Origin of the sequence: Streptosporangium pseudovulgare (assembly GCF_014648055.1) — a bacterium.
GTDB classification, from domain to species: domain Bacteria; phylum Actinomycetota; class Actinomycetes; order Streptosporangiales; family Streptosporangiaceae; genus Streptosporangium; species Streptosporangium pseudovulgare.
Window position 1 is genome coordinate 98,074 of the sequence record NZ_BMQJ01000006.1, and the last position, 24,130, is coordinate 122,203.

20 protein-coding genes are annotated in these 24,130 nt (G+C 73.4%); 14 read left to right on the forward strand and 6 right to left on the reverse strand.

What is annotated here, in order from left to right; genetic code table 11:
- The 6 genes from IEZ10_RS14045 (at nt 1) to IEZ10_RS14070 (ending at nt 6,505) form a co-directional block, all read left to right on the forward strand.
- Complete coding sequence (locus IEZ10_RS14045) at nt 1–2,208, forward strand: DNA polymerase III subunit gamma and tau (protein WP_189246937.1); 2,208 nt, start codon at nt 1–3, stop codon at nt 2,206–2,208.
- Between the two features lie 387 nt (nt 2,209–2,595).
- On the forward strand, nt 2,596–2,949 hold the full coding sequence (locus tag IEZ10_RS14050; protein WP_179823331.1) for a YbaB/EbfC family nucleoid-associated protein: 354 nt from the start codon (nt 2,596–2,598) through the stop codon (nt 2,947–2,949).
- 3 nt (nt 2,950–2,952) lie between these two features.
- Entirely contained in the window at nt 2,953–3,552 is a 600-nt protein-coding gene (recR, locus tag IEZ10_RS14055; protein ID WP_179821753.1) for a recombination mediator RecR, read from the forward strand.
- A complete protein-coding gene (locus IEZ10_RS14060) occupies nt 3,545–4,075 on the forward strand; it encodes a DUF5063 domain-containing protein (protein WP_189246938.1) in 531 nt (176 codons plus the stop codon). The genes recR and IEZ10_RS14060 overlap by 8 nt, the downstream gene beginning before the upstream one ends.
- A gap of 91 nt (nt 4,076–4,166) precedes the next feature.
- Nucleotides 4,167–5,441 carry an aspartate kinase gene (locus IEZ10_RS14065; protein ID WP_189246939.1) on the forward strand — a complete coding sequence of 425 codons (1,275 nt, stop codon included), beginning with the start codon at nt 4,167–4,169 and terminating at the stop codon, nt 5,439–5,441.
- Nucleotides 5,438–6,505 carry an aspartate-semialdehyde dehydrogenase gene (locus IEZ10_RS14070; protein ID WP_189246940.1) on the forward strand — a complete coding sequence of 356 codons (1,068 nt, stop codon included), beginning with the start codon at nt 5,438–5,440 and terminating at the stop codon, nt 6,503–6,505. The genes IEZ10_RS14065 and IEZ10_RS14070 overlap by 4 nt, the downstream gene beginning before the upstream one ends.
- 251 nt (nt 6,506–6,756) lie before the next feature.
- On the opposite strand, the gene IEZ10_RS14075 is transcribed toward IEZ10_RS14070, so the two are convergent.
- Nucleotides 6,757–7,362 carry a hypothetical protein gene (locus IEZ10_RS14075; protein ID WP_189246941.1) on the reverse strand — a complete coding sequence of 202 codons (606 nt, stop codon included), beginning with the start codon at nt 7,360–7,362 and terminating at the stop codon, nt 6,757–6,759.
- 1,089 nt (nt 7,363–8,451) lie between these two features.
- On the opposite strand from IEZ10_RS14075, the gene IEZ10_RS14080 reads away from it, so the two are divergent.
- Nucleotides 8,452–9,126 carry a TetR/AcrR family transcriptional regulator gene (locus IEZ10_RS14080; protein WP_189246942.1) on the forward strand — a complete coding sequence of 225 codons (675 nt, stop codon included), beginning with the start codon at nt 8,452–8,454 and terminating at the stop codon, nt 9,124–9,126.
- Between the two features lie 247 nt (nt 9,127–9,373).
- A complete protein-coding gene (locus tag IEZ10_RS14085) occupies nt 9,374–10,147 on the forward strand; it encodes a bestrophin-like domain (RefSeq protein ID WP_189246943.1) in 774 nt (257 codons plus the stop codon).
- Between the two features lie 80 nt (nt 10,148–10,227).
- On the opposite strand, the gene IEZ10_RS14090 is transcribed toward IEZ10_RS14085, so the two are convergent.
- Nucleotides 10,228–11,193, reverse strand: coding sequence for a hypothetical protein (locus tag IEZ10_RS14090; protein WP_189246944.1), 966 nt, complete (start codon nt 11,191–11,193; stop codon nt 10,228–10,230).
- A gap of 171 nt (nt 11,194–11,364) precedes the next feature.
- On the opposite strand from IEZ10_RS14090, the gene IEZ10_RS14095 reads away from it, so the two are divergent.
- Together IEZ10_RS14095 and IEZ10_RS14100 are read left to right on the forward strand one after the other, a co-directional pair.
- Complete coding sequence (locus IEZ10_RS14095) at nt 11,365–12,333, forward strand: LLM class F420-dependent oxidoreductase (RefSeq protein ID WP_189247141.1); 969 nt, start codon at nt 11,365–11,367, stop codon at nt 12,331–12,333.
- Between the two features lie 201 nt (nt 12,334–12,534).
- Nucleotides 12,535–12,909, forward strand: coding sequence for a YkvA family protein (locus IEZ10_RS14100; protein WP_189246945.1), 375 nt, complete (start codon nt 12,535–12,537; stop codon nt 12,907–12,909).
- Nucleotides 12,910–13,060: 151 nt separating this feature from the next.
- Here IEZ10_RS14100 and IEZ10_RS14105 read toward each other — a convergent pair whose 3' ends face one another.
- A complete protein-coding gene (locus IEZ10_RS14105) occupies nt 13,061–14,257 on the reverse strand; it encodes an amidohydrolase family protein (protein ID WP_189246946.1) in 1,197 nt (398 codons plus the stop codon).
- 737 nt (nt 14,258–14,994) lie between these two features.
- Here IEZ10_RS14105 and IEZ10_RS14110 point away from each other — a divergent pair.
- Nucleotides 14,995–15,687 carry a hypothetical protein gene (locus tag IEZ10_RS14110; RefSeq protein WP_189246947.1) on the forward strand — a complete coding sequence of 231 codons (693 nt, stop codon included), beginning with the start codon at nt 14,995–14,997 and terminating at the stop codon, nt 15,685–15,687.
- 47 nt (nt 15,688–15,734) lie between these two features.
- The gene (locus tag IEZ10_RS14115) at nt 15,735–16,439 is read left to right on the forward strand and encodes a hypothetical protein (RefSeq protein ID WP_189246948.1); all 705 of its coding nucleotides are present in this window, start codon (nt 15,735–15,737) and stop codon (nt 16,437–16,439) included.
- A 191-nt stretch (nt 16,440–16,630) separates the two neighbouring features.
- Here IEZ10_RS14115 and IEZ10_RS14120 read toward each other — a convergent pair whose 3' ends face one another.
- On the reverse strand, nt 16,631–17,440 hold the full coding sequence (locus tag IEZ10_RS14120) for an SURF1 family cytochrome oxidase biogenesis protein (RefSeq protein ID WP_189246949.1): 810 nt from the start codon (nt 17,438–17,440) through the stop codon (nt 16,631–16,633).
- A 220-nt stretch (nt 17,441–17,660) separates the two neighbouring features.
- Here IEZ10_RS14120 and IEZ10_RS14125 point away from each other — a divergent pair, with 220 nt between their 5' ends.
- Complete coding sequence (locus IEZ10_RS14125) at nt 17,661–18,269, forward strand: TetR/AcrR family transcriptional regulator (protein ID WP_189246950.1); 609 nt, start codon at nt 17,661–17,663, stop codon at nt 18,267–18,269.
- 38 nt (nt 18,270–18,307) lie between these two features.
- On the opposite strand, the gene IEZ10_RS14130 is transcribed toward IEZ10_RS14125, so the two are convergent.
- On the reverse strand, nt 18,308–18,637 hold the full coding sequence (locus IEZ10_RS14130; protein WP_189246951.1) for a hypothetical protein: 330 nt from the start codon (nt 18,635–18,637) through the stop codon (nt 18,308–18,310).
- A gap of 185 nt (nt 18,638–18,822) precedes the next feature.
- On the opposite strand from IEZ10_RS14130, the gene IEZ10_RS14135 reads away from it, so the two are divergent.
- The gene (locus IEZ10_RS14135) at nt 18,823–20,265 is read left to right on the forward strand and encodes a DUF7059 domain-containing protein (protein WP_229811248.1); all 1,443 of its coding nucleotides are present in this window, start codon (nt 18,823–18,825) and stop codon (nt 20,263–20,265) included.
- Between the two features lie 476 nt (nt 20,266–20,741).
- On the opposite strand, the gene IEZ10_RS14140 is transcribed toward IEZ10_RS14135, so the two are convergent.
- Complete coding sequence (locus IEZ10_RS14140; protein ID WP_229811249.1) at nt 20,742–24,014, reverse strand: AfsR/SARP family transcriptional regulator; 3,273 nt, start codon at nt 24,012–24,014, stop codon at nt 20,742–20,744.
- Nucleotides 24,015–24,130 lie beyond the last annotated feature (116 nt).

Genomic DNA, 24,130 nt, shown 5'->3' on the forward strand with positions numbered 1-24,130 from the left:
ATGAGTCTTGCGCTTTACCGCAAGTACCGGCCCGGGACCTTCGCCGAGGTCAAGGGCCAGGAGCACGTCACAGAGCCGCTGCGGCAGGCGCTGCGGAGCGGCCGGATCAGCCACGCCTACCTGTTCAGCGGGCCCCGGGGCTGCGGTAAGACCTCCAGCGCCCGGATCCTGGCCCGTTCGCTGAACTGCGAGCAGGGGCCGACGCCCGATCCCTGCGGAAAATGCGAGTCCTGCGTCGCGCTGGCCCCCACCGGCCCCGGCCACCTCGACGTCATCGAGATCGACGCCGCCTCGCACGGTGGTGTGGACGACGCCCGCGACCTGCGCGAGCGGGCCTTCTTCGCGCCCGTGTCGGCGCGCTACAAGATCTACATCATCGACGAGGCGCACATGGTGACCCGCGAGGGTTTCAACGCGCTGCTCAAGCTCGTCGAGGAGCCCCCGCCGCACCTGAAGTTCGTCTTCGCGACCACCGAGCCCGAGAAGGTCATCGGGACGATCAAGTCCCGGACCCACCACTACCCCTTCCGGCTGATCCCGCCCGCCGCGCTGCGCGCGCTCATGGAGGAGATCCTCACCGCGGAGAAGGTCCCGTTCGAGCCCGCCGCGCTGCCGCTGGTGATCCGGGCGGGCGCCGGCTCGGCCCGTGACTCGCTGTCCATCCTCGACCAGCTCTTCGCCGGGTCCGACGAGTCGGGCATCACCTACGCGCGCGCCGTCTCCCTGCTGGGCTACACCGACGGCGGCCTGCTCGACGACGTGGTCGCCGCCTTCGCCGCCCGTGACGGCGCCCGGGTCTTCCAGACGGTCGGCCGGGTGATCGAGGGAGGTCACGACCCCCGCAGGTTCGCGATGGACCTGCTGGAGCGCTTCCGTGACCTGGTGATCCTGGCCAACGTGCCCGAGGCGGCCGAGAGCGGGCTGCTCGACCGGCCCGCCGACGAGCTCGACCGGCTCCGCGAGCAGGCCGCCTCGATGGGCCCGGCCGAGCTGACCCGCGCCGCCGAGATCTTCAACGCCGGCCTGACCGAGATGCGCGGCGCGGCCTCGCCCCGGCTGATGCTGGAGCTGATGTGCGCCCGGACGCTCCTGCCCGGGACCGGCCGGGACGAGGCGGCGCTGCTGAGCCGTCTGGAACGGCTGGAGCGCGGCGGCCTCGCGGCGGCTCCCGCCGTCCCCGCCGTCGCCGCCCCGCCGGTGCAGGTGGCTCCGGCCGTGGCGGCCCCCTCCCCGGCGGCCCAGGCCACGCCGCCCGCGCAGGTCCCGGTCGCGCCGCCCGTGCAGGCCCCGGCCGCCCCCGCGGGTACGGCTCCGGCCCCGGTGGAGCGGACCCGCGCGGACGACGACTGGCCCGCCGTGACCAGACCGGGCGCCCCCGCGGCCGAACCCCAGGCCCCCGCGGCCCCGGTGACCCCGGCGGCCCCGGTCGCCGGCGCGATGACCGGGACGGGGGCCGCGGCGGTGCAGCAGGCGTGGCCGCAGGTGCTCGCCGCCCTCAAACGGCGCAGCATCGTGGTCTGGGCGAACGTCAACACCAACGCCCAGGTCGTGGGGGTCGAAGGAAAGCTCGTCACGCTGGGGTTCGCCCAGGTCGGCGCGATGCGCAACTTCACCGGCGGCGGCAAGGACGTCGTCGTCGCGGCGGCCCTGCAGGACGTGCTGGGCGGCTCCTGGAAGGTCGAGGCCGTCGTGGCGGGCGGCGGCCCGTCCGGCGGCGCCCGCCCCCCGGCGGGCCCGCCTCCCCAGCCGGTCCAGCCGGCCCCGCAGCCGGCCCAGCCGCGCCAGGACCCCGCGCAGGGGCACGCCCCGGGGGCCGCTTCGGGTCCCGCCTCGGGATCGGCTCCGGGGCCCGCCTCGGCGCAGGCTCCGGCGGCCCGGCAGGCCCCTCCCGCGCGTCAGTCCTCCCCGCCCACCGACGATTCGTGGCCGGACGCGCCGCTTCCCGACGACCCCGGCTCGCCGCCCTCCCCGGCCCCCGGCCTCGCCGCCGCCCGCTCGGCCGCGAGGGCGGCGGCGCAGACGGGCCCGAAGGCCGGCGGCGCCAGGCCCGCCTGGCCGGACAAGGTGCCGGGACGCGTGCCCGCGCCGGACGGCGACGAGGTCGATCCGCTGAACGACGCGGACGCCGACGTCGACGCGCTGACCGGCATGGCGCTCATCCAACGGGAACTGGGCGGTCAGATCATCGAGGAGATCGACCACGCCTGACGCGCGGCGCCGGGCCGTACGGGGCCGCTCTCCGCGCGGTGGGCTCCCGCGGCGGTCTTCCGTGCCGGGCGCGGCCGGTCCCTCGCCCGGCGCTCCGGGGCGGCTCGTCACGTCCGGGTCCCCGGCACCGGGAAGAAGCGCACCGGGTTATTGAACAAATGCAATGTGTGACGGGCCCGGGTCCGGTTAAATTTCCGTCAACACGTTGCCGTACGCGGCCGCTCCGGTGCGTGTCACGTCGGGTCCCGGACGTCTTGGAGGGGGGCCGGGACCCGACAGGGGGTTTAGCGTCCCCCTCTGGGGAACACGTGCCCGGGCCAGTGCAACAGCCGGTCCGGACCCCGTAGGCTCGTGACGACTGACGTCACGGACGAGGAGCACACGACGGTGAACCCAGGGGATGTAAACCTGCAGCAACTGCTGGAGCAGGCGCAGCTCATGCAGCAGCAACTCGTCAGCGCCCAGCAGGAGCTGAACGACGCCCAGGTGCAGGGCTCGGCGGGCGGCGGGCTCGTCGTGGCCACGGTCAACGGCAGCGGCGAACTGCTCGAACTGAAGATCAAGGCGGAGGCCGTCGACACCGGTGACCGCCAGGAGACGGCCGACACGATCGCCGACCTGGTCATCGCCGCCATCCGGGACGCCGTGCGCTCGGCGGCCGACCTCCAGCAGGAGAAGCTCGGTCCGCTCGCGCAGGGCCTCGGCGGCGGGGGCGGCCTCGGCCAGCTTCCCGGATTCTGAGCCATGTACGAGGGGGTCCTCCAGAACCTGATCGACGAGCTCGGCATGCTGCCGGGCGTCGGTCCCAAGAGCGCGCAGCGGATCGCGTTCCACCTGCTGGCAGCGGAGCCCGCCGACGTCAAGCGGCTCGCCCACGCCCTGCTGGAGGTCAAGGACAAGGTCCGCTTCTGCCGCGTCTGCGGCAACGTCGCCGCCGAGGAGGAGTGCCGGATCTGCCGTGACACCCGGCGCGACACCCACGTCATCTGCGTCGTGGAGGAGTCCAAGGACGTGGTGGCCATCGAGAAGACCCGTGAGTTCCGGGGCCGCTACCACGTGCTCGGCGGAGCGATCAGCCCGATCGACGGAGTCGGCCCCGACGACCTGCGCATCCGGGAACTGATGACGCGCCTGGCCGACGGCCGGGTGACGGAGCTGATCATCGCCACCGACCCCAACCTGGAGGGGGAGGCGACGGCGACGTACCTCGCCCGTCTGGTGAAGCCGATGGGCCTGAAAGTCACACGACTCGCCAGCGGCCTGCCCGTGGGCGGTGACCTCGAGTACGCCGACGAGGTCACCCTGGGCCGCGCGTTCGAAGGAAGAAGGCTGCTGGATGTCTGACGCATGGGCCGACCTGGCCGACCGGATCGCCGTCCACGCGCGCGACTACATCGACGGGTTGACCCGGCTGGCGGGCGGAGAGGGCGGCGACGCCATCCTGCCGCTGCTGCTGGTGGAGGTGGCGCAGGTCAGCTCCGCCGGTGCCCAGCTCGGCGCCTGCCAGGACGTGATCCTCTCCGGCAACTGGGAGCCGCACCTGAGCGAGGACCCGGACGTCGACGGCGTCCGGACCACCCTCGCCGAGCGCCTGGGCCCGGTCGACGACTACGCCGAGGTCTTCGACCCCTACAAGGACACCTCGGTGACGCCCTACCGGCTGTCGGACGACCTGACCGCGGTGGCAGCCGACCTCATCCACGGGCTCCGGCACTACCAGGCGGGCCGGCCGCTGGAGGCCCTGTGGTGGTGGCAGTACTCCTACTTCAACACGTGGGGCAACCACGCGGGTGCCGCCCTGCGGGCGCTCCAGGCGCTCGTCGCGCACACGCGCCTCGACGTGGCGGAGGAGCGTACCACGGTCTGACCTGTCCACATCGTGGTCAGGCCCGAAAAAGCTCGACGGGGCGCAAGTAGACTGAGGGCTCCACAGCCCCAGATTGCTTCGGAGAGATCTCGTGGCGCTCGTTGTACAGAAGTACGGTGGTTCGTCCGTCGCCGACGCGTCCTGCATCAAGCGGGTCGCGCAGCGGATCGTCGCGACGAAAAAAGCCGGCAACGACGTCGTGGTGATCGTCTCGGCGATGGGTGACACCACCGACGAACTGCTGGACCTCGCCCAGCAGGTCTCGCCGCTGCCCCCGGGCCGCGAGCTCGACATGCTCCTCACCTCCGGCGAGCGCATCTCGATGGCGCTGCTGGCGATGGCGATCGCCAACCTCGGCCACGAGGCCCGGTCGTTCACCGGCTCCCAGGCCGGTGTCATCACCGACTCCTCCCACGGCCGCGCGCGCATCATCGACGTGACGCCCGGCCGGATCCAGGAGGCCCTCGGCAACGGCCAGATCGCGATCGTGGCGGGGTTCCAGGGTGTCTCCCAGGACACCAAGGACATCACCACGCTCGGCCGGGGCGGATCCGACACGACCGCCGTCGCCCTCGCCGCCGCCCTGGAAGCCGACGTCTGCGAGATCTACACCGACGTGGACGGCATCTTCACCGCCGACCCGCGCATCGTCCCGACCGCCCGTAAGATCCCCAGGATCTCCTACGACGAGATGATGGAGATGGCGGCCTGCGGGGCGAAGATCCTGCACCTCCGCTGCGTGGAGTACGCGCGCCGGTTCAACCTGCCGATCCACGTCAGAAGCTCGTTCAGCACCAAGGAAGGCACGTGGGTCGTCTCCGACCCCGACAGCGAAGGAACAGAGATGGAGCAGCCGATAATCTCCGGCGTCGCGCACGACCGGAGCGAGGCCAAGATCACCGTTGTCGGGGTGCCCGACAAGGTCGGCGAGGCTGCCACGATCTTCAAAACGCTGGCGGACGCTGAGATCAACATCGACATGATCGTGCAGAACGTGTCGGCGGCGGCGACCGGCCGTACGGACATCTCCTTCACGCTGCCCACGACCGACAGCTCCACGGCGCTGACCGCGCTGAAGAAGATCCAGGACCGCATCGGGTTCGAGTCGCTGCTCTTCGACGACCAGATCGGCAAGGTGTCGCTGATCGGCGCGGGCATGCGCTCGCACCCCGGCGTCACCGCGACGTTCTTCGCGGCCATCGCCAACGCGGGAGTGAACATCGAGATGATCTCCACCTCGGAGATCCGCATCTCGGTGATCGTCGGACAGGACGAGGTCGACGCGGCGGTCACCGCCGCGCACCACGCGTTCAACCTCGACGCCGACCAGGTCGAGGCAGTGGTCTACGGAGGTACCGGACGATGAGCCGCAAGCCGACCCTCGCCCTGATCGGCGCGACCGGTGCCGTGGGCACCGTCATGCGCGACATCATCTCCCACCGGGAGGACGTCTACGGCGAGATCAAGCTCGTCGCGTCCGCCCGGTCGGCCGGGAAGGTCCTTCAGGTCCGCGGTGAGGACGTGGTCGTCCAGGAGCTGACCCCCGAGGTCTTCGACGGCGTCGACATCGCGATCTTCGACGTGCCGGACGAGGTCTCCGCGGTGTGGGTGCCGGTCGCGGCCGAGCGTGGCGCGACCGTCATCGACAAGTCAGGCACCTTCCGGATGAACCCCCAGGTGCCGCTGGTCGTGCCGGAGGTGAATCCCGAGGCCGCGCGGGAGCGGCCGCTGGGCATCATCTCCACCCCCAACTGCACCACGTTGTCGATGATGGCCGCGATGGGCGCGCTGCACGCCGAGTACGGCCTGCGCGAGCTGGTGGTCGCCTCCTACCAGGCGGTCTCCGGCGCGGGCGTGGCGGGCTCGGCACGCCTCTACGACGAGATCGAGGCCCTGGCCGGCGACCGGACGGTCGGGCAGACCGCCGGTGACGTGCGCAAGGCCCTGCAGAACGCGCTGGGCGAGGCCGAGTCGCCGTTCCCGGCTCCGGTGGCGTTCAACGTCGTGCCGTGGGCGGGTTCGCTCAAGGACGGCGGCTGGGCCTCCGAGGAGATCAAGCTCCGCAACGAGTCCCGGAAGATCCTCGGGATCGACGACCTGAAGGTCTCGGCGACCTGCGTGCGGGTCCCGGTGATCACGACCCACTCGCTGGCCGTGCACGCGACCTTCGAGCGTGAGATCACCGTCGCCGACGCCCACCGGATCCTGGAGGCCGCGCCCACCGTGGTCGTCATGGACGACCCGGCCAACGGTGTCTTCCCGACCCCGGCCGACGTCGTCGGCACCGACCCGACCTACGTCGGCCGGATCCGCCAGGCGCTCGACTTCCCCAACACCCTCGACCTGTTCGTCTGCGGGGACAACCTCCGCAAGGGTGCGGCCCTGAACGCCGCGGAGATCGCCGAGCTGGTCGCGGCCGAGTTCGCCTGACCCGTCCGCCCCGTCTGACCGGCCCGGCCCGTTCGGGCCCGGCCGGTCCGGCCGTCACCGTCACACGCCGTACGGCGGGCCGCCCGCCGTACGGCGTGTGACGGCCCGCCGATGGTCACAGCGTCAGGACTCGCGGTGCCGGGGTGTCACGGCGATCGCCGCCCGGTGGCGTCCGGGGACCGTGGTGATCGCGGCGGGGACCGGGGCTCACGCTTTCGCGGCGTCCGGGCGTCCGGGCGTCGAAGAAGGTGTCACGACGTCCGGGTGTCGAAGAACAGGATGTCCCAGTGGTCCAGTTCGCGGGCGTAGAGGGCGTTCGGCGCCCGGTAGAGCGGGGCGCCGTCGTCGCGGATGCCGTCGAACGGATAATGCCGGATGATGTGGTCGTTGACGCATGAGTTCGGCTGGATATCCAGTTTGTAGCCCTTGGCGTGGCTGTAGCGGCCGGGAGCGTGGCCGACCTCGGTGCCGCCGGTGATGACGATCGGGCAGCCGCTCGCGCGTTTCAGCGCGATCACGGAGGCGACGGTGGTCCTCCGCACGGTGTCCAGAGAGGTGCACTGTCCTATCGTGCGGTCCACGCATCCCCCCGTGGATTTCCAGGACAGGCCCGAGCGTTTCAGCCGGTGCGCGGCCTGGGCCTGGGTGAGCCGTACGGGCAGCGCGCGGGCGGCCTTCGCGCTCGCCGTGCTGACGCTCGCCGCCTCCGTGCCCGCGGCCGGCTTCACCTCGGCCGCGGGTTTCGCCGCCGGAACGCGCCCGGAACCCGTGACCGGTTTCGCCGCCGCCGCGGGCTTGGCCACCGGGGCGGCCTCGGCGCCGGTGGCCGGTTTCGCCTCCGTCGCGGGTTTCGCCACCGGAGCGCGCCCGGAACCTGCGACCGGTTTCGCCGCCGGAGCATTCCTGGTGCCCGCGACCGGTTTCGCCTCGGTCGCGGTCTTCGCTCCGGCCGCGGACTTTGCCGCCGGGGCGCCCTTCGTACCCGGGGCCGTCCTCCTCACGGGGGCGGCCTTCCTCACGGAGGCGGTCCCCGTGATCTCGGTGCTCTCCTTCACGGTGACGGCTTTCGCTTCCTCGGCGGCCTTCCGCGCCGAGACCGCCTTCGCGCTCGTGGTGGCTTTCGCGCGTCCGGTGGCCCTCGTCGTCCTCGCGGCCTTCGCGGCCCTCACCGACGCCGCCCTGGCGCTCGCGGTCCTGGCGCCCCTCGCCCTCGGGGACCTCGGGTCGGCCGCCCGAGTGTCCGCCGCCGACCCCGTGTCCGCGGCTGATCCTGTTTCCGCGGTCGATTCGTTGTCCGCCGTCCACGTGCCCGCCGCCGTCCCGGCACTCGCCGCCGCGTCCGAGCTCACCGGTGTTCCGGTGCTCGCCATCGGCCGGTCGGCGGTCAGCGGTCCCACGAAGGCCGGCGGCCCCGCGGCGGTCAGCGGCCTCGCAACCGTGAGCGAACCCGCCGTGAGTGGACCTGCCACGAGCGGACCCGCCACGAGCGGACCCGCCACGAGCGGACCCGCCACGAGCGGACCCGCCACGAGCGGACCCGCCGCGAGTGGACGCGCCGTCATGAGCGGCCCCGTCGCGGTGAGCGGGTACGCCGCCGTGAGAGGGCCCGCGTCCACCAGCGGGTTCATGGCCGCGAGGCCGGCCGGGCGTGTGACGGCACCGGCGCCTCCCGCGGTCACCGTGGTGAGCGCCGCGGGCAGAACCAGAAATGCTCCGGACGCGAGCCAGGAGGCGCCACGTCTACGGGGAGGTGCTCCCATTCTTCATCCCTTGTCGCGGGAGCCCTTCCGCCAAGGGGTTCAATCCCACGATCGAACTGGTACGACTCCTCAGAAAGCCTCGAATTTGCTCTTTAATGGTGATCAACGTGCGGCTCAATGACCTGACCCGTTCACCCGCCGGGTCGTGGATCACCAACGGGGTCACAGGGTCGTACAGTGACGAACGTGGCTGAGCCGACCCAGAGAAGCCGAGGATCAGACAAGACTCGTGAAGTCATCGTCGAGACGGCCCTGCGGCTGTTCCGCGAGCGGGGATACGAGGCCACGACGATGCGGGCCATCGCCGCCGAGGCCGGTGTCTCGGTGGGGAACGCCTACTACTACTTCGCCTCCAAGGAGGCTCTCGTCCAGGCGTACTACGACCGGGCGCAGGCCGAGCACGAGACGGCGTGCGAGGAGATGTTGTGCCGGGAGAGCGCCTTCGCCGCGCGGCTGAGCGGTGTGCTGCGGGAGTGGGTACGGGTCTCCGAGCCGTATCACGAGTTCGCGGTGAAGTTCTTCAAGCACGCGGCCGAGCCGAACAATCCCCTCAACCCCTTCAGCGCCGAGACCTCGCCCGCCCGGGACTCCTCGATCGCCATCTATCGCAAGGTGGTGGAGGGTTCGGCCGAGCGCATGGACGCCGAGTTGCGGGCCGAGCTGCCCGAGCTGCTGTGGCTGCTGTCGATGGGAGTCGTGCTGTTCTGGGTGCATGACACGTCGGAGGGGTGCCGACGGACGTACCGGCTCATCGAGCTGGTCGTCCCGCTGGTGGACCGGCTGGTCGGGCTCTCCCACCTGCCGGGTCTGCGCGGCGTCGCGCGGGACTTCATCGCGGGGGTCCACGAACTCCGGACGTGACGCACCGCGGGGTCCACGGCCTTCGCGCGTGACCTCACCGCGGGGGTCCACGAACTCCGGACGCGACCTCCCCGCGGGATCCATGACCTTCGCCCGGGACTCAGTCGCGGGGTCCATGACCTTCGCGCGTGACCTCACCGCGGGGATTCGCGAACTCCGTGCGCGACGGCGGGCCCGAACCCGAGAATTTCGGTAATCAATTCATTACCCTCGGTAGTTATTCTCATGACTACTCCGAGGGGGTCCCATGGCCTGGGTAATCGTCCTGGTGGTCTCGACCACCGCCGTCACGCTCCTCACGCTCCTCACGCTTCGCCGGAGGGGCAGGCCGGACGAGGAGCGGGGGGCGACGTCGGTCGACTTCTCCGCCAACCTCGCCCTCGCCGTCTACCTTCTCGTGCTGGCCTACGCGGCGGTGCTCTGCCGCGACGCGATCTCCACCTCGCAGGCCGACGTCCAGGCGGAGGCGGAGACCCTGACCGAGATGTACTGGTCGGTGGCTCCGATCCCCGAGGCGGCGCAGATTCGGACCCAGATCCGCGAGTACTCGGCGCAGAGCGCCAACCTCGACTGGCCGCTGATGGCCGAGGGTGAGATGTCACCCGTCCCGGCGAGGATCCTCGAGGACATGCGCGCCGCGACCCTCCGGCTCCGGCCGGTCGGGAAGGAGGCCGAGGACCTCCGCCAGGACGCGCTCCTCCGGGCCTCCGAGGTCGCCCACGCGCGCGCCGTGCGCGCCGACGACGCCGAGGGCGGCCTGGAGAGCATCTTCGTGATCTCAATGATCATCTCTGGGGCGCTGGTCATCGCGCTGCCCTGGACGCTCGGGATGAAGCCCACGCGCCAGTCCGTGATCAGCGACGCCGTGCGGGTGGGCGTGGTGGTCATCGGCATCGGCTTCATCATGCTGATCAGTCATCCCTTCACCGGGATCGGCGCGGTCGGGCCCGACGCCCTGCGGGCCGCCCAGCATCAGTACGACCGGATCGACGGACAGTTCCCGCAGCCCTCCCAGGGCTGAGCGGGAGGCGGCGTCCGGGCCCGCCACCGGGGTCACGGCCCCGGCGGCGGGCTGTTCCGCCGGTCGTCCCCGGTGCCCGCTCAGCGGCGGGCCCGGCTCTTCAGCGCGGCGGCGGCGCTCACCGAGATCACGGCGGTGAAGACGACCAGGATGACCAGTTTGCGGTCGGTGCCCCGGCGCCGGTCGGCGAAGCGGTCCAGCACCATCGGCCTGCGCGCGGCGAGGGGCGCGAAGGAGGGTACGGCCGGCCGGGGCGTGGCGGACGGCGACGGGGTGGGCTCGGGAGCCTTCGGCGGGACGGCCGCCTGGCGGAAGCGCGCGGACGGCTCGGACGGCGCGGACGGCTCGGCCGGCCGGTGTTCGGGTCGCCGCGGCGGATGGGAGGGGGGCGGAGCGGGGGGCGGCGTCTCAGGGGGCTCTGGAGGCTCCGGAACGGCGGGCACCACCGGTGCCGTCGGGGCCGGGGCGGTTGGCGCCGGGGGCGCGGGCTCCGGAGCCGGGGAGGGCGCCTCGGAGGGGCGTGCCGGGCTCGGAGCGGGTTGCTCCGGGACGACGGCCGGGGGGCAGTGCTGCGGACACACCTCGCACGTCCCCAGGCGCACGCCCAGGATCACCTCCACGAGGCCCGGCCCCGCACCGGTCCACGACGGACCGCCCGGACCGTTCACCCCGCCCGGCCCGTCCACGGAGCCCCGATCGACCGTGCCGTTCCGGCCGTCCACGTCCTCCCCGCCGTGCGGGCCGCCCGGATCGTGCGAACGGCCCGAGCCGTCCGAGCCGCCCAGACCGCTCAGGCCGTTCCCGCCGTTCGCTTCGCGCGTGCCGTCCAGGCCGTCCGGAGCGCCCCGCCCCGGAACGCCCAGTCGCACGGCGGCGGCCACGCAGTGCGGCCGTACGCCGGCACCGGGCAGGCCGCCCGACCGCACGCCGGTGGTGGCCGCGTCACCGGCCCCGGCCGGCGCGAGGGCCGCCAGGCAGGCCGCCGCGGCCACCGAGACCGCCGCCCGCGGCCCGCGTCCTTGTCTTCCGTGCCGCTTCATCGTCACCAGAACGTTCTAACATCTCACTCAGTGTCACGGAGGGGTAAACGGCCACCCCGGGAAGATCTTCTCGGGGTGCCGGCCGTACGGCTGTGGCGGGCGGGTGGTTGACGGGGTCCGGGGCCGATGCGGCAAGCTGTTTCAGAACATCATTCTAGTAATCGCGGAGGCGGCATGATGGCCACGGGCGCACGCTGGGGAATGACGCTCCCCTTCTCGGACCGCACACTCGCCGGATCGCGGGAGCTGGTGGCCGAGCTGCCCGAGCTCGGCTACACCGACGTCTGGTCCGCCGAGGTGAACGGCGCCGACGGCTTCGTGCCGCTGGCGCTGACCGCCGAGTGGGCCCCCGGCGTACGGCTCGGCAGCGCGATCGTCCCCGCCTCCACGCGCGGGCCCGGCCTGCTGGCCATGTCGGCCGCCACGCTCGCCGACCTCGCCCCGGGGCGGTTCGTCCTGGGCATCGGGGCCTCCTCCCCCGTCATCGTCGAGGGCTGGAACGCCAGGGAGTTCGTGAAGCCGTTCGCCAGGACGAGAGACACGCTCCGCTTCCTGAAGGCGGCGCTGTCCGGCGAGAAGGTCACCGAGCGGTACGAGACGTTCGCGGTCCGGGGCTTCCGGCTGGAGCGCGCCCCCGAGACGCCGCCGAAGATCGTTCTCGCCGCGCTGCGGCCCCGCATGCTTCATCTGGCCGCCACCGAGGCCGACGGCGCGATCACGAACTGGCTCTCGCCCCAGGACGTCCGGAAGGTCAGGGCGGAGATCGGCCCGGACGTCGAGTTGATCGCCCGGTTGTTCGTATGCGTCAGCGAGGACGCCGCCCGGGTGCGCGAGCTCGCCCGCCGCATGCTCGCCGGATACCTGACCGTCCCGGCCTACGCGGCGTTCCACGAATGGCTGGGGCGTGGCGAGACGCTGCGCCCGATGCGCGAGGCGTGGGCGGCCGGCGACCGGAAGGCGGCGTTGCGCGCCATCCCGGACGAGCTCGTGGACGCGCTCGTGGTGCACGGTGACGCGGCGACGTGCCGGGCGAGGATCCGCGAGTACGTGGAGAACGGGCTCACCACCCCGGTGCTCGCGCCGATCCCGGTGGGCGAGGTCCCGCTGGAGCGGGCCGTACGGGATCTCGCGCCGGTCGAGGACTGACGGGACGGCGTGGGGTCTCCGCCATGGAAGCGGAGGCGGAAGCGAGGGCCGGGACACCGGAGCCGGGGAGCCGGAGAGCCGGGGATCCGCGTGCGGGACGGTGCCCGCGTGGGAACCGGCCGGAGCGATTACGCGTTATATCGTGTGGCGGCCGGGTAGGGGACCCCCGCCAGACGAGCGTGCTTCCGAGGAGGTTCCCCCATGGCGAAGGCAGCGCGTGCGGCACAGGCGTGGCGGGTCTACAGGCAGGTGTCCGGGCCGGGTTCCCCCGGCTTCGCCACCCGCCTGCGCGCCGTGCCGAAGATGGTCGGCGCGGTCATGCGCGGTCAGTACCCCGGCATGACCAAGGGCAAGCTGGCGATGCTGGGCCTCGGCGTCGTCTACATCATCTCCCCCATAGACGTCATCCCGGACTTCCTGGCGCTCATCGGGGTCGCCGACGACTTCGGTGTCTTCCTGTGGCTGATGGGCTCCCTGCTCGGCGAGAGCGGCCGCTACGTCGACTGGGAGCGGCACGGCGGGGTCAGGGCCTTCCCGTCCGCGGCGGGCCCGTTCCCGCACGGGCGGCGCGGCTGAGCCGCGCCGCGGCGGGAAACCGGCCGGGCGACCGCGGCGGGCGGGCCTGGGCGACCCCGGTGAGCGGGAGGATCCACGAAGCGGATCCCGGGTCCTGCTTCGTGGATCTCCGTCTGGGCGACCGCGGCGGGCGGGGCGACCCGCGGAGCGGCTAGAGCTGCTCCATCCTGAGCCAGGCCCGCGAGGGCAGCGGGTGGCCGAACAGGCGGGCGGCGTTGCCGTAAGCCACCCGGGCGATGTCGGCGGGCGGTAGCCTGCCCAGACTCGTCGCGACGGCCTGCTGGGTGTCGGGCCAGGTGGAGTCGGAGTGCGGGTAACCGCTCTCCAGCAGCACGTGCTCCAGGCCCACGGCGAGGCGCACGCCCGACAGGGCGTGGTCGTTGAGCGTGCCGAAGTAGAAGTTGCGGCGCAGCACCTCGCTGGGCTTCAGGCCGCCCTCCCACTGCGCCTCGCCCGCCACCGGGTGGTCCAGCGCGTAGTCGGCCCGCTCGGCGAGCATGGGCAGCCAGCCCACGCCGCCCTCCACGATCAGGATGCGCAGGGCCGGGAATCGCAGCGGGACGCCCGACCAGAGCCAGTCGGCGCAGGCGAACATGGCGCTGGCCGGCATCAGCGTGGTGATCGCCTCGATGGGGGTGTCCGGGGACGGCACCGGGGTCCACGAGCCGGCCCCGGCGTGCAGGCAGACGACGGTGCCGGTCTCCTCGCACGCCTGGAAGAACGGGTCCCAGTGGTCGCTGTGGATGGACGGCAGGCGCAGCCGGGTGGGGAACTCGGGGAAGAGCACCGCCTTGAAACCGCGGGCCGCGTTGTCGCGGACCTCCTTGGCGGCGATCTCGGGATCGGCCAGCCAGGGAAGCTGCAGGGCGATGATCCGCTCGGGGTAGGTGCCCGCCCAGACCTCCACGTGCCAGTCGTTCCAGGCCCGCGTGACGGCCAGGCCCAGCTCCTGGTCGCGGGTCTTGGCGAAGAGCATCCCGGACTGCAGGGCCAGCATGCCGGGGAAGCACAGCGACGCCCAGACCCCGGCGCGGTCCATGTCGTCGATCCTGGCCTCGATGTCGTGGCAACCCGGTCGCATGTGCTCGAAGCGCACCGGGTCGAGCGTCCACTGCTCCCGGGGCAGGCCGGCGCCCACGTCGAGACCCGCGCACGGGTAGGTCGCGCCGCCGTACCTCCAGACCTGGTGTCCCGCCTCGGTCTCCACGACCTTGGGGGCGAGGTCGGCGTATTTACCGGGGAGCCGGCCCTCGAACATGTCCGGCGGCTCGATCAGATGGTCGTCGACCGAAATGATCACATAGTCCCGCCGCCTGGGCTCGGGGTCGGGGAGCAGCGGCGTCGTCACGCGGTAAACCGTACGTCCCCGTCATAACACTGGACAAGCCAGAGGGTCACGGTTTGACGCGCGTAGTCCGGAAGCCCGCGCCGGGGCCATGACCTCGCGACTTCGGCGGGCGGCATGTGAGGTCACCGGCCGGCGCGGCGGGGCTTTCGGCCGGTGCCGCCCCCCGGGCCCGAGGCCGCCGTCAGGGGGATGGCGACGGCCCCGGGAGGGCGGGCCCGCCGATGAGGGTGCCACTCGTGGCGGGCCCTTGAGAAATGCCCCTACCCGTAGATCGCCGGGATAACGGTATTTCCTGAAAAAGATCCATTCTGGAGTTAAAGGCGGAAAAGACCAGTGGGGTCAAGGGAAACGGCGACCGTCCGGGGGTCCGGCCGGAGCGGGGTGAGCCGCCGGGCCGGACGGAGGGAACGGCGACCGGCCGACGCAGGGAACGGCGACCGTCCGGGGGTCCGGCCGGAGCGGGGTGAGCCACCGGGCCGGACAGAGGGAACGGCGACCGGCCGACGCAGGGAACGGCGACCGTCCGGGGGTCCGGCCGGAGCGGGGTGAGCCGCCGGACCGGACGGAGGGAACGGCGATCGGCCGGCGGGGCGAGCCGGCGGGGCCGGAACGGGATGGAACAGGGCGGTACAGGACGGTACAGGACGAGGCGGGGTGGGACGAGGCGGGGCGGAGGGGGTGGCACGGGTCCGCCGGCCGTAACCTGTCCGGCGGGTCCGAGGGCGCGAGGGGGCGGCATGCCGACGGTGGTTCCGGCGCGGGGCGGTCTGGAGTACGGCGCGCGACTGGCGCTGCTGTTCGTCCTCACGCTGTCCTTCGTCGTCATCCTGGCCGACCAGGACCTGCCGCGCCGCGACGCCGAGGAGCTCATCGCGGACCTGCGGGCGGGGAGGGTCACCACGGTCGTCTACGACCGCGACTGGCCCGCCTACGGCACCCTGACGTGGTCACGCGGCCCGCTGTCCTGGACCCAGGCCGCCCACCGCCAGCCGGACGACGTCTGGGACCACCGGACCGGCGAACTGGTCCGCCCGGCCCTGGAGCGCCGCCAGGGCGCGTTCCTGGCCCGGGTGCGCGCCGCCGCGGACCCGTCGGTGGAGATCGTGCCGGGCGGGCCCTCGTGGTTCCGGGTGGGCTCGCCGGCCTACGCGCGGTGGTGGCCGCCGTTCGCGCCGGTCGCGGTGGCGGCCGAGGTGCTGGTGTGGATGATGATGCTCACCCGCCGCGACCACCGTTTCGCCGGCCGTCGGGCGTGGTTCTGGATCCTGCTGGCCGGGGGCTCACCGCTGTACGCGCTGCTGGAGCCGTACCCGCTGTGGCGCCGGCCGTACGAGGCGCTGCCCGCGCCCGCCAGGCTCGGCGGCCCCGCGGCGTTCGCCCTCGCCGTGACCGCCATGCTCGCCCTGACGATGCTGGGCACCCCCGCCTGACCGTCTTCCGCCTTCCGCCGGACGGGCCGCCGAGGTAGGAAAGAGGGATGACCCCCTTCCCCGCCGGGGTGCGGGAGGGCTGGCGGATCGCCGGCCTGGTCGTCCGGATCGTGCTGCTGGCCGTCCTCCTCGCGGGCGCGCTGGTCGCGGCGCTGAGTTCCGCGCCCACCGCGCGGACCCGGGCCGAGTTCCGCGCCGCCGTGGCCGCGGGTCGGGTGTCGGCCGTCCTGTACCGGGAGCACGGCGACCTGGTCCAGGAGGTCAGGTGGTCCGAGGGGCCCCTCGTCTGGCATCGGGTCGGGGACCCGCCGGTCCATCGCGGCAGGCCGGGGTACACCGCCGCCGAGTTCTGGGCAGAGATCTCCAGGGTGCCCCGGAAGGCGGTGTCCTCCTTCGGCGACCGGAGCGACCCGTCGGGATTCGTCCCCGACTGGCCGTTCCGGGTCCTGCGGTACGGCGGCGTCCCCTGGGTCGCGTTCGCCTGGGGGATCGCCTTTCTGATCATGCTCGGCTCGACGCCCCGGCTGGGCAGCCGGTGGGCGTGGATCTGGCTGTTCACCGTGGGGCAGGTCGGCGCGATCGGCTTCCTGCTGCTGGAGCCCCGGCCGCTGTGGTATCGGGCCGATCGGCAGCCCGCCCCGGTGGTGAGGATGAACGGCGGGCAGGGTTGCCTGATGTCGGTCGGCCTGGCGATCGCCGCCGTGTTCACCGCGATGGGCGTCGGCCTGCTGGCCAGGCTGCTGCTGGACTAGGTTCCGCCCGGCGGGTCTCCGCCGTGGCGAGGACCGGCCGGGCGGCCTTTCGGCGGGGGCGGCTTCCCCGGTCGCGGAGACCGCGCACGGCCCGGACGTGCCGCAGGGCGGCTTCCCCGCCGTGCTCGCCCGGCGGGAGCCGGTCGGCGTCGGTGGGGCGTCGGTGGGGCGTCGGTGGGCGTGGGGACCGGTCAGGCGTCGATCGGCTCGGTGGGCTCCTTCGTGTCCCGCTTCGATCCGTCCTCCGCCTGGCCGGCCCGGATGTCGGCGGCCTCGCGGCGGATCAGCAGGATCCAGCCGCCGATCGCGACGGCGATGAAGAGCCACCACTGCACGCCGTACGCGAGGTTGAGCCCGCCGCCCTCGCCGACGTCCGGCTCGGGCACCGGGACGGGCGCGGCGGCGGCCTGAGGCGACTGGGAGGTCAGCTCCACGAACCCGCCGTAGAGCCGGTACGGCAGGCCGCCGCCGATCCGTCCGGTGTCGATCAGCATGACCTGGCCCGGGGGAAGGCCGGGCCGGTCCTTGATGCCGCTGGTGTCCTCGGTCTCGGCGGGGCGCAGCCGGCCGGTGACGGTCACCCGGCCAGGGGCCGGGGCGGGGACGTCGGGCACGGCGTCGGCCGACGCGCCCGCCTTGACCCAGCCGCGGTTCACCAGCACGGCCTGGCCGTCGCCGGTGACCAGCGGGGTGAGGACGTAGAAGCCGAGCACGCCCTCCTGGGGACGGCGGCGCACCAGGAGCTGGTGGGCCGCGTCGAACGTCCCCGCGGCCGTGACGGTGCGGTACTTGTCCTGGACGCGCACGGTGCCGCCGGGCGTGGTCAGCCGGTCCACGGGCACCGGGGCGGCCGCCAGGTTGGCGGTGGCCTGGTGGCTGGTGAAGGACCGTTCCTCGTAACGCCCGAACTGCCATCGGCCCAGGAACACGAAGGCGGGTATGACCAGCAGCACCACCACGTGCAAGGAGATCCAGCGAGGGGTCAGAAGAAACCGGTACACGCATTCAGGGTAGGCACCGCGGGCACCGCCCCGTCCTTCCGGGTGGGGGGACGGCGTGGTGCGGTACGTGGACACCGGCGCGAGCGCCGACGTGGGCCGACGTGGGGCCGACGTGGGCGCCGGCTTGGTGCCGTCAGACGGAGGCGTTAGGATCACCCGGGCCGGAGCCGTTTCCCGGATCGTTTGCGGAACAAGGTTCTGTTGCCGCACCATGGAATCCGTGAAGACTGCCAAGAGCGGACGTGACGGCCGGTCCCGCATCATCGAGGGCGCCCTGCGGCGGTTCAGCCAGGATGGCGTGTCGGCCACCACTCTGGCCAGCCTCCGCGACGAGAGCGGCGTCAGCGTCGGAAGCTTCTACCACCACTTCGCCAGCAAGGAACACGTCTTCGGCGTGCTCTACGCCGACACCCTGCGCATGTACCAGGAGGCGTTCCTCGACGAGCTGCGGCGCCACGAGACCGCGCGGGAGGGCATCGAGGCCATCGTCGCAATGCACATGACCTGGTGCGGCGAGAACCGCGAGCGCGCCCACCTGCTGATCAGCGAGCGACCGCCCCGGCGCGACGAGCCCGGCGGCACCGAGGTGTCGGAGTCGCGGCGGGCGTTCTTCCGCCAGGTGTCCGACTGGTGGCGTCCGCACATGAAGGAGGGCCTGCTCCAGCCGGTCCACCCGACCATGTGCTACGTGCTGTGGCTGGGCCCGGCCACCGAGATGTGCCGTCTGTGGTTCGCCGGCGCCCACCAGCCGACCCAGGACGAGATAACGGGCCTGTGCGAGGCCGCCTGGCAGAGCCTGCGCCAGCGGCCCTCCTCGGAGCCCGCGTAGAGGGGTCCCGGGGGCTCGCCCACCGTGCGGCGCGGCCATCAGAGCCCACGCGGAGGTCCAGGGGCCTTCGCCGGCCGCCGTGCGCGGGCGGGGACCCGCCAGGTCGTCCCGTCCAGGGTGATGTCCAGCCGCGCGTCGTGCCGCCTGCGCCGCAGGCCGGGGACGGGCAGCCGGTCCTCGGCGTCGAACCCGCCGCGCCGGGCGTGGCCGTACACCAGCTCGCCGGTGAAGACCCGCAGCTCGTCCCGGTTGCCGCACCGGGGGCAGGTCCAGGACACCAGGTCGGCGCGACGGTCGTAGTCGTGGCAGGCGGGGAAGTACTCGTCGGGCCGGAAAGGGGCGTCGCAGGCGAGGCAGGGGATCGGCATCCAAGTCCTCCCGGGGCCGCTGTGGTGGCCGGTCATGGCCGCTTACCGTGATCAACGGCTATCCCGGCCCGCTTGACCTGCGCTTTCAGGATGCTTGACACCCTACGTAGTCGATGGTCACTCTCCGTGTCCGACGATGTCCCGGCCCGTACGGCCCGGCCGGGCCGCGGTGCGAGGATGGGCCGGTGAACGATCTGTTTGACCGGCTCAGGGAGCTGCTGCTCGACGCCGGATACACCATCGACGGCGTCCGGGAGCGCCTCGGCGAGGTCGCCGCCACCGCGCTGTCCCGCGAGGAGACGGTGCCCGCGCTGCGCGCCACCCGCGACGGAGACCCGCTCGGCACGCTGATCCGGCTGTGGTGGCTCGGCGTGCCGGTGGACGCCCCGGCGGGCCTGCCGGTGGCCGAGCTGGCCGCCGCGGGCCTGGTGGCCTCGGACGGCGGCCGGGTGGTCTCCACGGTCCACCTCCAGCCCTGGGAGACCGGCGGCTACGTCGTGTCCGACCGCAAGGTCCGCCCCGGTGACCCGGCGCTGCGCCCGGACCACGTCGTCGGCGCGGGCGGCGCGTCGGCGAACCTGGCCCAGCTCGTGACCCGCCGCCCGGTGGAGCGCGCCCTCGACCTCGGCACCGGGTGCGGCGTCCAGGTGCTGCACCTGGACGGGCGGGCGCGGGAGATCGTCGCCACCGACGTCAACCCGCGCGCCCTGGAGCTGGCCCGGATCAGCTGGGCACTGTCCGGGATCCGCGACGTGGACGCCCGCGAGGGATCGCTGTTCGAGCCGGTCGCCGGCGAGCGGTTCGACCTCGTCGTCTCCAACCCGCCGTTCGTGATCTCCCCGGCCGGCCGGTTCACCTACCGCGAGTCCGGCTTCGAGGCCGACGGCTTCTGCCGCGAGCTGGTACGGCAGGCCCCCCGTTTCCTCGCGCCCGGTGGCACCTGCCAGCTCCTGGCCAACTGGCTGCACGTCCGGGGCGAGGACTGGCGCGACCGGGTGGGCGGCTGGCTGACCGGCACCGGATGCGACGGCTGGGTGGTCCAGCGCGACGTCCAGGACCCCGCCGAGTACGTGGAGCTGTGGCTGCGCGACGCCGCCGAGCAGGGCACCGCCCGCTACCGCGAGCTGTACGACGGCTGGCTCGGATGGCTGGAGTCCATGGACGTCACCGGCATCGGGTTCGGCTGGATCACCCTGCACGACTCGGGCACCCTCGACCCGGTCGTGCGGGTTGAGGAGCTCGGTCAGCGGGTCGAGCTGCCGGTGGGCGGCTACGTGGACGAGGTGCTCGCCTCGATCGCGGCGGCGCACCGGCTGTCCGGCGCGGAGCTGCCGGGCGTACGGCTCGCGCTGGCGGAGGGCGTGCTGGAAGAGCGGATCGGTCCGCCCGGCGCCGAGGACCCGTCCAGGATCACGCTCCGGCAGACCCGGGGGCTGCGCCGTACCGCGCGGGTGGGGACGGTGGAGGCGGCGCTCGCCGGGGTGTGCGACGGCGATTATCCACTGGGCCCGCTGCTGGCCGCGATCGCCGAGCTCACCGGCGAGGACGCCGATGACCTGCTGGCCAAGGCCCCGGAGGCGATCCGGCCACTGGTCGCCGAAGGGTTTTTCCACATATCCACAGGGTGACCGTCCACAGCCTGTGGATATTTTCCGGCGATCGGTTGTTGATCGGACGTTGACCCCCGTGGGAGAGGCTCTGACCACGGACGCGGCACCCGGGGGGAAGGGACCGCGTCCGGTCCGGCCGGTCGCCGGCATGAGGCGGCCGGCCGCCGGGAGACGCGCCGGACAACCGGGCCCCCTATGCGTCCCCGGCGGTCTCGCGACCGGCCGGACACCTGCCCTCGCTGTCCGACCGCCCGGTGCCAGGTCCCCGGGGCGGGAACCAAGACGGGAGCCCGATGAACAACCACGCCTGGATGACACGTCTCGACGACGGCCTGTACGACGGGCTGGAGCCGGTGGCGGACCGCCCGGCGACTCCGGCGTCCCCGGCGGTCTCAGCGGACTGCACGGCGACTCCGGCCTCCCTGGCGGTCTCAGTGGACGGTTCCGCGATCTCGTCGGACGTCCCGGTGGTCCCGGCGGGCGGTCCCGCGGTCTCAGTGGGCGGCGGGGTCGCCGCCCGCGGCGGCCGCCCGGTCGAGCAGCGCCCGCAGGTCCGCGGCCTCGGGGGCGCCGAGCCGGGCGAAGACGTCGTGGGCGCGCCGGAGGCAGTCGTGGCTGCGGGCGGCGTCGCCGAGGCCGTCGAGGGCCCGCCCGAGCACCCACAGTGACAGCGCCTCGCCGTACGGGTGGCCGATCTCGCGGCTGACCGTCAGCGCCTGCTCGGCATGCCGGGTCGCGTCGGCGAACCGCCCGGCGGCGATCAGGGTCTCGGCGAGCCGGGAGCACACCCGCTGCTCCCACACCCGCTGCCGGCTCGCCCGGAAGAAGGCCAGGCACTCGGCGTGGTGGTGGACGGCCTCGTTCAGCCGCCCGACGCGCGACAGCACCATCCCCAGGTGGTAGCGGGCCCGCGCGGTGCCGGGGCCGGAACCGATCTCGGTGAAGAGGGCCAGGCCCTGCTCGGCGGCGGCGATCGCCTCCTCGGCCTGGCCGAGGAACAGGTGGTCACGGGCGGAGTAGCTCAGTGTCAGGGCCTCGCCGCCGCGCGCGCCCGCCTCCCGGAACGCCGTCCGCGCCGCCTCGAACCAGGACAGCGCCTCGGCGTGGCGGCGGCGCCGGCCGGTCACCACGGCCAGCGCGTTCATCGTCTCGCCGGTGACGACCCCGTCGCCCGCGCCGGCCAGGTCCAAGGAGGTGCGGAACTCCTCCTCGGCCTCGGCGAGCCGGTTGGCGTTGAACAGCACCCGGCCGAGCACGTAGTGGCAGCGCATCCGGCAGGAGGCGTCCCCGAGGCGCCGGGCGGCGGCCAGCGTCTCCCTCGCCCGCTGCTCGAACTCGCGGACGTGGCTGCCCGACTCCAGCAGCGGTTCCATGGCCAGCAGCAGGTCCGCGCCGGGCAGCAGCCCTCCGGCGTCCCGCGCGCCGGACGCCTGGGCGATCGCCGCGAACAGCGACTCCGCCTCGGCCGACAGCCAGGCCACGGCCTCGTCGGCGGAGGCGAACGCGTGACCGGGCGCGGTCACCGCGATCCGGTCGGCGACCGTGCTGCCGTCGTAGGCGAGGCGGTGCGCCGACCGCGCGGAGGCCAGGTAGAAGTCGAGCAGCCGGCGCAGCGCGGCCGCCCCGGTGTCGGCGGTCGCCGGCCCGGCCGTCCCGGGACCGCCGGCCTCCGCTTCACCCCCGGCCCCCGCGACGCCGCCCGCCCCGGCCCCCGCCCCCGCCTCGGCCCGTTCCGCGATCCGGCGGGCGAAGAGCCTGAGCAGGTCGTGGAAGCGGTAGCGGCCGGGCGCGGGGGCCTCCAGCAGGCTGGTGTCAACCAGGGACTCCAGGACCTCCTCGGCGCCGCCCTGCCCCGAACCGAGGAGGGCGGCCGCCGCCCCGACCGAGATGTCGGGTCCGCCGGGCAGGGAGAGCAGCCGGAAGGCGCGGGCCTGCTCCGGGCCGAGCTGGCCGTACCCGAGGGCGAAGGTGGCCTCGACCGCGAGGTTGCCCACCCGCATCTCGTCGAGGCGGCGGCGCTCGTCGGCCAGCCGGGGCACCAGCGAGGCGACCGTCCAGGACGGGCGGGCCGCCAGGCGGGCCGCCACGATCCGCACCGCGAGCGGCAGGAACCCGCAGGCGGCGACGACGTCCATGGCCGCGGCGCGCTCGGCCGCCACCCGGTCGGCGCCCGCGACCGTGCCGAACAGGGTCAGTGCCTCGTCGGGCTCCATGACGTCGAGGTCGAACAGCCGGGCCGCCGCCAGGTCGGCCAGCTTGCCGCGGCTGGTCACGATCGCCGCGCAGCCGGGCGTGCCGGGCAGCAGGTGGGCGACCTGCTCGGCGTCCCGGGCGTTGTCCAGCAGCACCAGCATCCGGCGTTCGGCCAGCAGCGAGCGGAACAGCGCCGACCGCTCGGCCAGGCCGTCCGGGATGACGTCGGGCGGCAGGCCCAGCCCGCGCAGGAACGCCGCCAGCGCCGACTCGGGCGCGACCGGGTCCTCGCCGTAGCCGCGCAGGTCGGCGTAGAGCTGGCCGTCGGGGAACAGCTCCTGCAGGGCGTGCGCGACGTGTACGGCGAGCGTCGTCTTGCCGACGCCGCCGATGCCGGAGATGGCGGCCACCGGGACGCCGTCGGCGCCGTCCCCGGCGGACAGCAGGGCGCGCAGCCGGGAGATGATCCGGTGGCGGCCGGTGAAGTCGTTCACGGCCGCGGGGAGCTGTGCGGGCCGCGGCAGCTCCGGGGGGCTCGCCGGGCCCGGCGGGTGCGGCGGCGCGGACGGGTGCGGCGTGGCGGCCTCCGGCGCGTCCCGGCCCGGTCCCCCGGCGGGCGCGGAACCCGCCGCCCCGGCGGGCGAGGCGGACGAGACGGACGAGACGGACACAGCGGGTACGGCGGACACGGTGGGTGTGGTGGGCGCCGCGGAGCCCGCCGGGTCCCCGGCGACCGGCGGGGCCGGAGCCGGGGCCGGAGCCGGGACGGGAACGGCCGGCGGGCGCGGGACGAGGCTCGGGTCGCCGCTGAGGACGCGCCGGTGCAGCGCGGTCAGCTCGGGTCCGGGTTCGATGCCGAGCTCGTCGACCAGCACGGTCCGGGTGTCGGCGAAGACGGCGAGCGCGTCCCCCTGCCGCCCGCACCGGTAGTAGGCCAGCATCAGCTGGGCGCGCAGCCGCTCGCGGAGCGGATGCTCGGCGGTCAGCGCGATCAGCTCGGAGACGACGTCGGCGTGCCTGCCCACCTCCAGGTCGAGGTCCATCAGGGTCTCCAGCACGCTCATCCGGCGCTCGGCGAGCCGGTCGCGCTGGTGCTCGGCGTAGGGGCCGACGGCCCCGGCCAGCGGCTCGCCGGTGTACAGCGCCAGGCTCGTCCGCAGGTGCCCGGTGGCCGCGGTGAGGTCGCCGGCGCCCCGGGCCGCCTCGGCCTGCCGTACCCCGTGCTCGAAACAGGCCAGGTCGAGGGCGTCGTCGGCCAGGCGCAGCGCGTAGCCCCGGCCCACTGAGGTGAGCAGCTCCGGACGGGTGCGGGGCGACCTGCCCGGCTCCAGCACCGACCGCAGCCGGGAGACGTAGGTGCGCAGCGCCCCCAGCGCGCGGGGCGGGGCCTCCTCGCCCCAGACCCCGTCGATCATCTCGGTCGGGGTCACCGCCCGGTTCCCGCGCAGCAGCAGCATCGCGAGGATGGAACGTTGCAGGGGCGTGCCGAGATCCAGCTCCCCGCCGTCACGCCAGGCTTGGACGGGGCCGAGTACGGCGAAGCGCAACCCGCCCGCCCTGCCCTGATCAGCCATTCCGTGGATCTCCGCCCTAATGGGAAGTTTTATTCGCAAATAATAGATCCTTTATCCGCGATCCACAGGAGAGCGGCGGTTACCCCTCGATCACCGTTGATCGGGTATTGATCGGC

Coding starts and splice junctions, on each gene's coding strand:
- IEZ10_RS14045 (WP_189246937.1), top strand. CDS start 1: ATGAGTCTTGCGCTTTACCGCAAGTACCGGCCCGGGACCTTCGCCGAG.
- recR (WP_179821753.1), top strand. CDS start 2,953: ATGTACGAGGGGGTCCTCCAGAACCTGATCGACGAGCTCGGCATGCTG.
- IEZ10_RS14060 (WP_189246938.1), top strand. CDS start 3,545: ATGTCTGACGCATGGGCCGACCTGGCCGACCGGATCGCCGTCCACGCG.
- IEZ10_RS14070 (WP_189246940.1), top strand. CDS start 5,438: ATGAGCCGCAAGCCGACCCTCGCCCTGATCGGCGCGACCGGTGCCGTG.
- IEZ10_RS14085 (WP_189246943.1), top strand. CDS start 9,374: ATGGCCTGGGTAATCGTCCTGGTGGTCTCGACCACCGCCGTCACGCTC.
- IEZ10_RS14095 (WP_189247141.1), top strand. CDS start 11,365: ATGGCCACGGGCGCACGCTGGGGAATGACGCTCCCCTTCTCGGACCGC.
- IEZ10_RS14100 (WP_189246945.1), top strand. CDS start 12,535: ATGGCGAAGGCAGCGCGTGCGGCACAGGCGTGGCGGGTCTACAGGCAG.
- IEZ10_RS14110 (WP_189246947.1), top strand. CDS start 14,995: ATGCCGACGGTGGTTCCGGCGCGGGGCGGTCTGGAGTACGGCGCGCGA.
- IEZ10_RS14115 (WP_189246948.1), top strand. CDS start 15,735: ATGACCCCCTTCCCCGCCGGGGTGCGGGAGGGCTGGCGGATCGCCGGC.
- IEZ10_RS14130 (WP_189246951.1), bottom strand. CDS start 18,637: ATGCCGATCCCCTGCCTCGCCTGCGACGCCCCTTTCCGGCCCGACGAG.
- IEZ10_RS14140 (WP_229811249.1), bottom strand. CDS start 24,014: ATGGCTGATCAGGGCAGGGCGGGCGGGTTGCGCTTCGCCGTACTCGGC.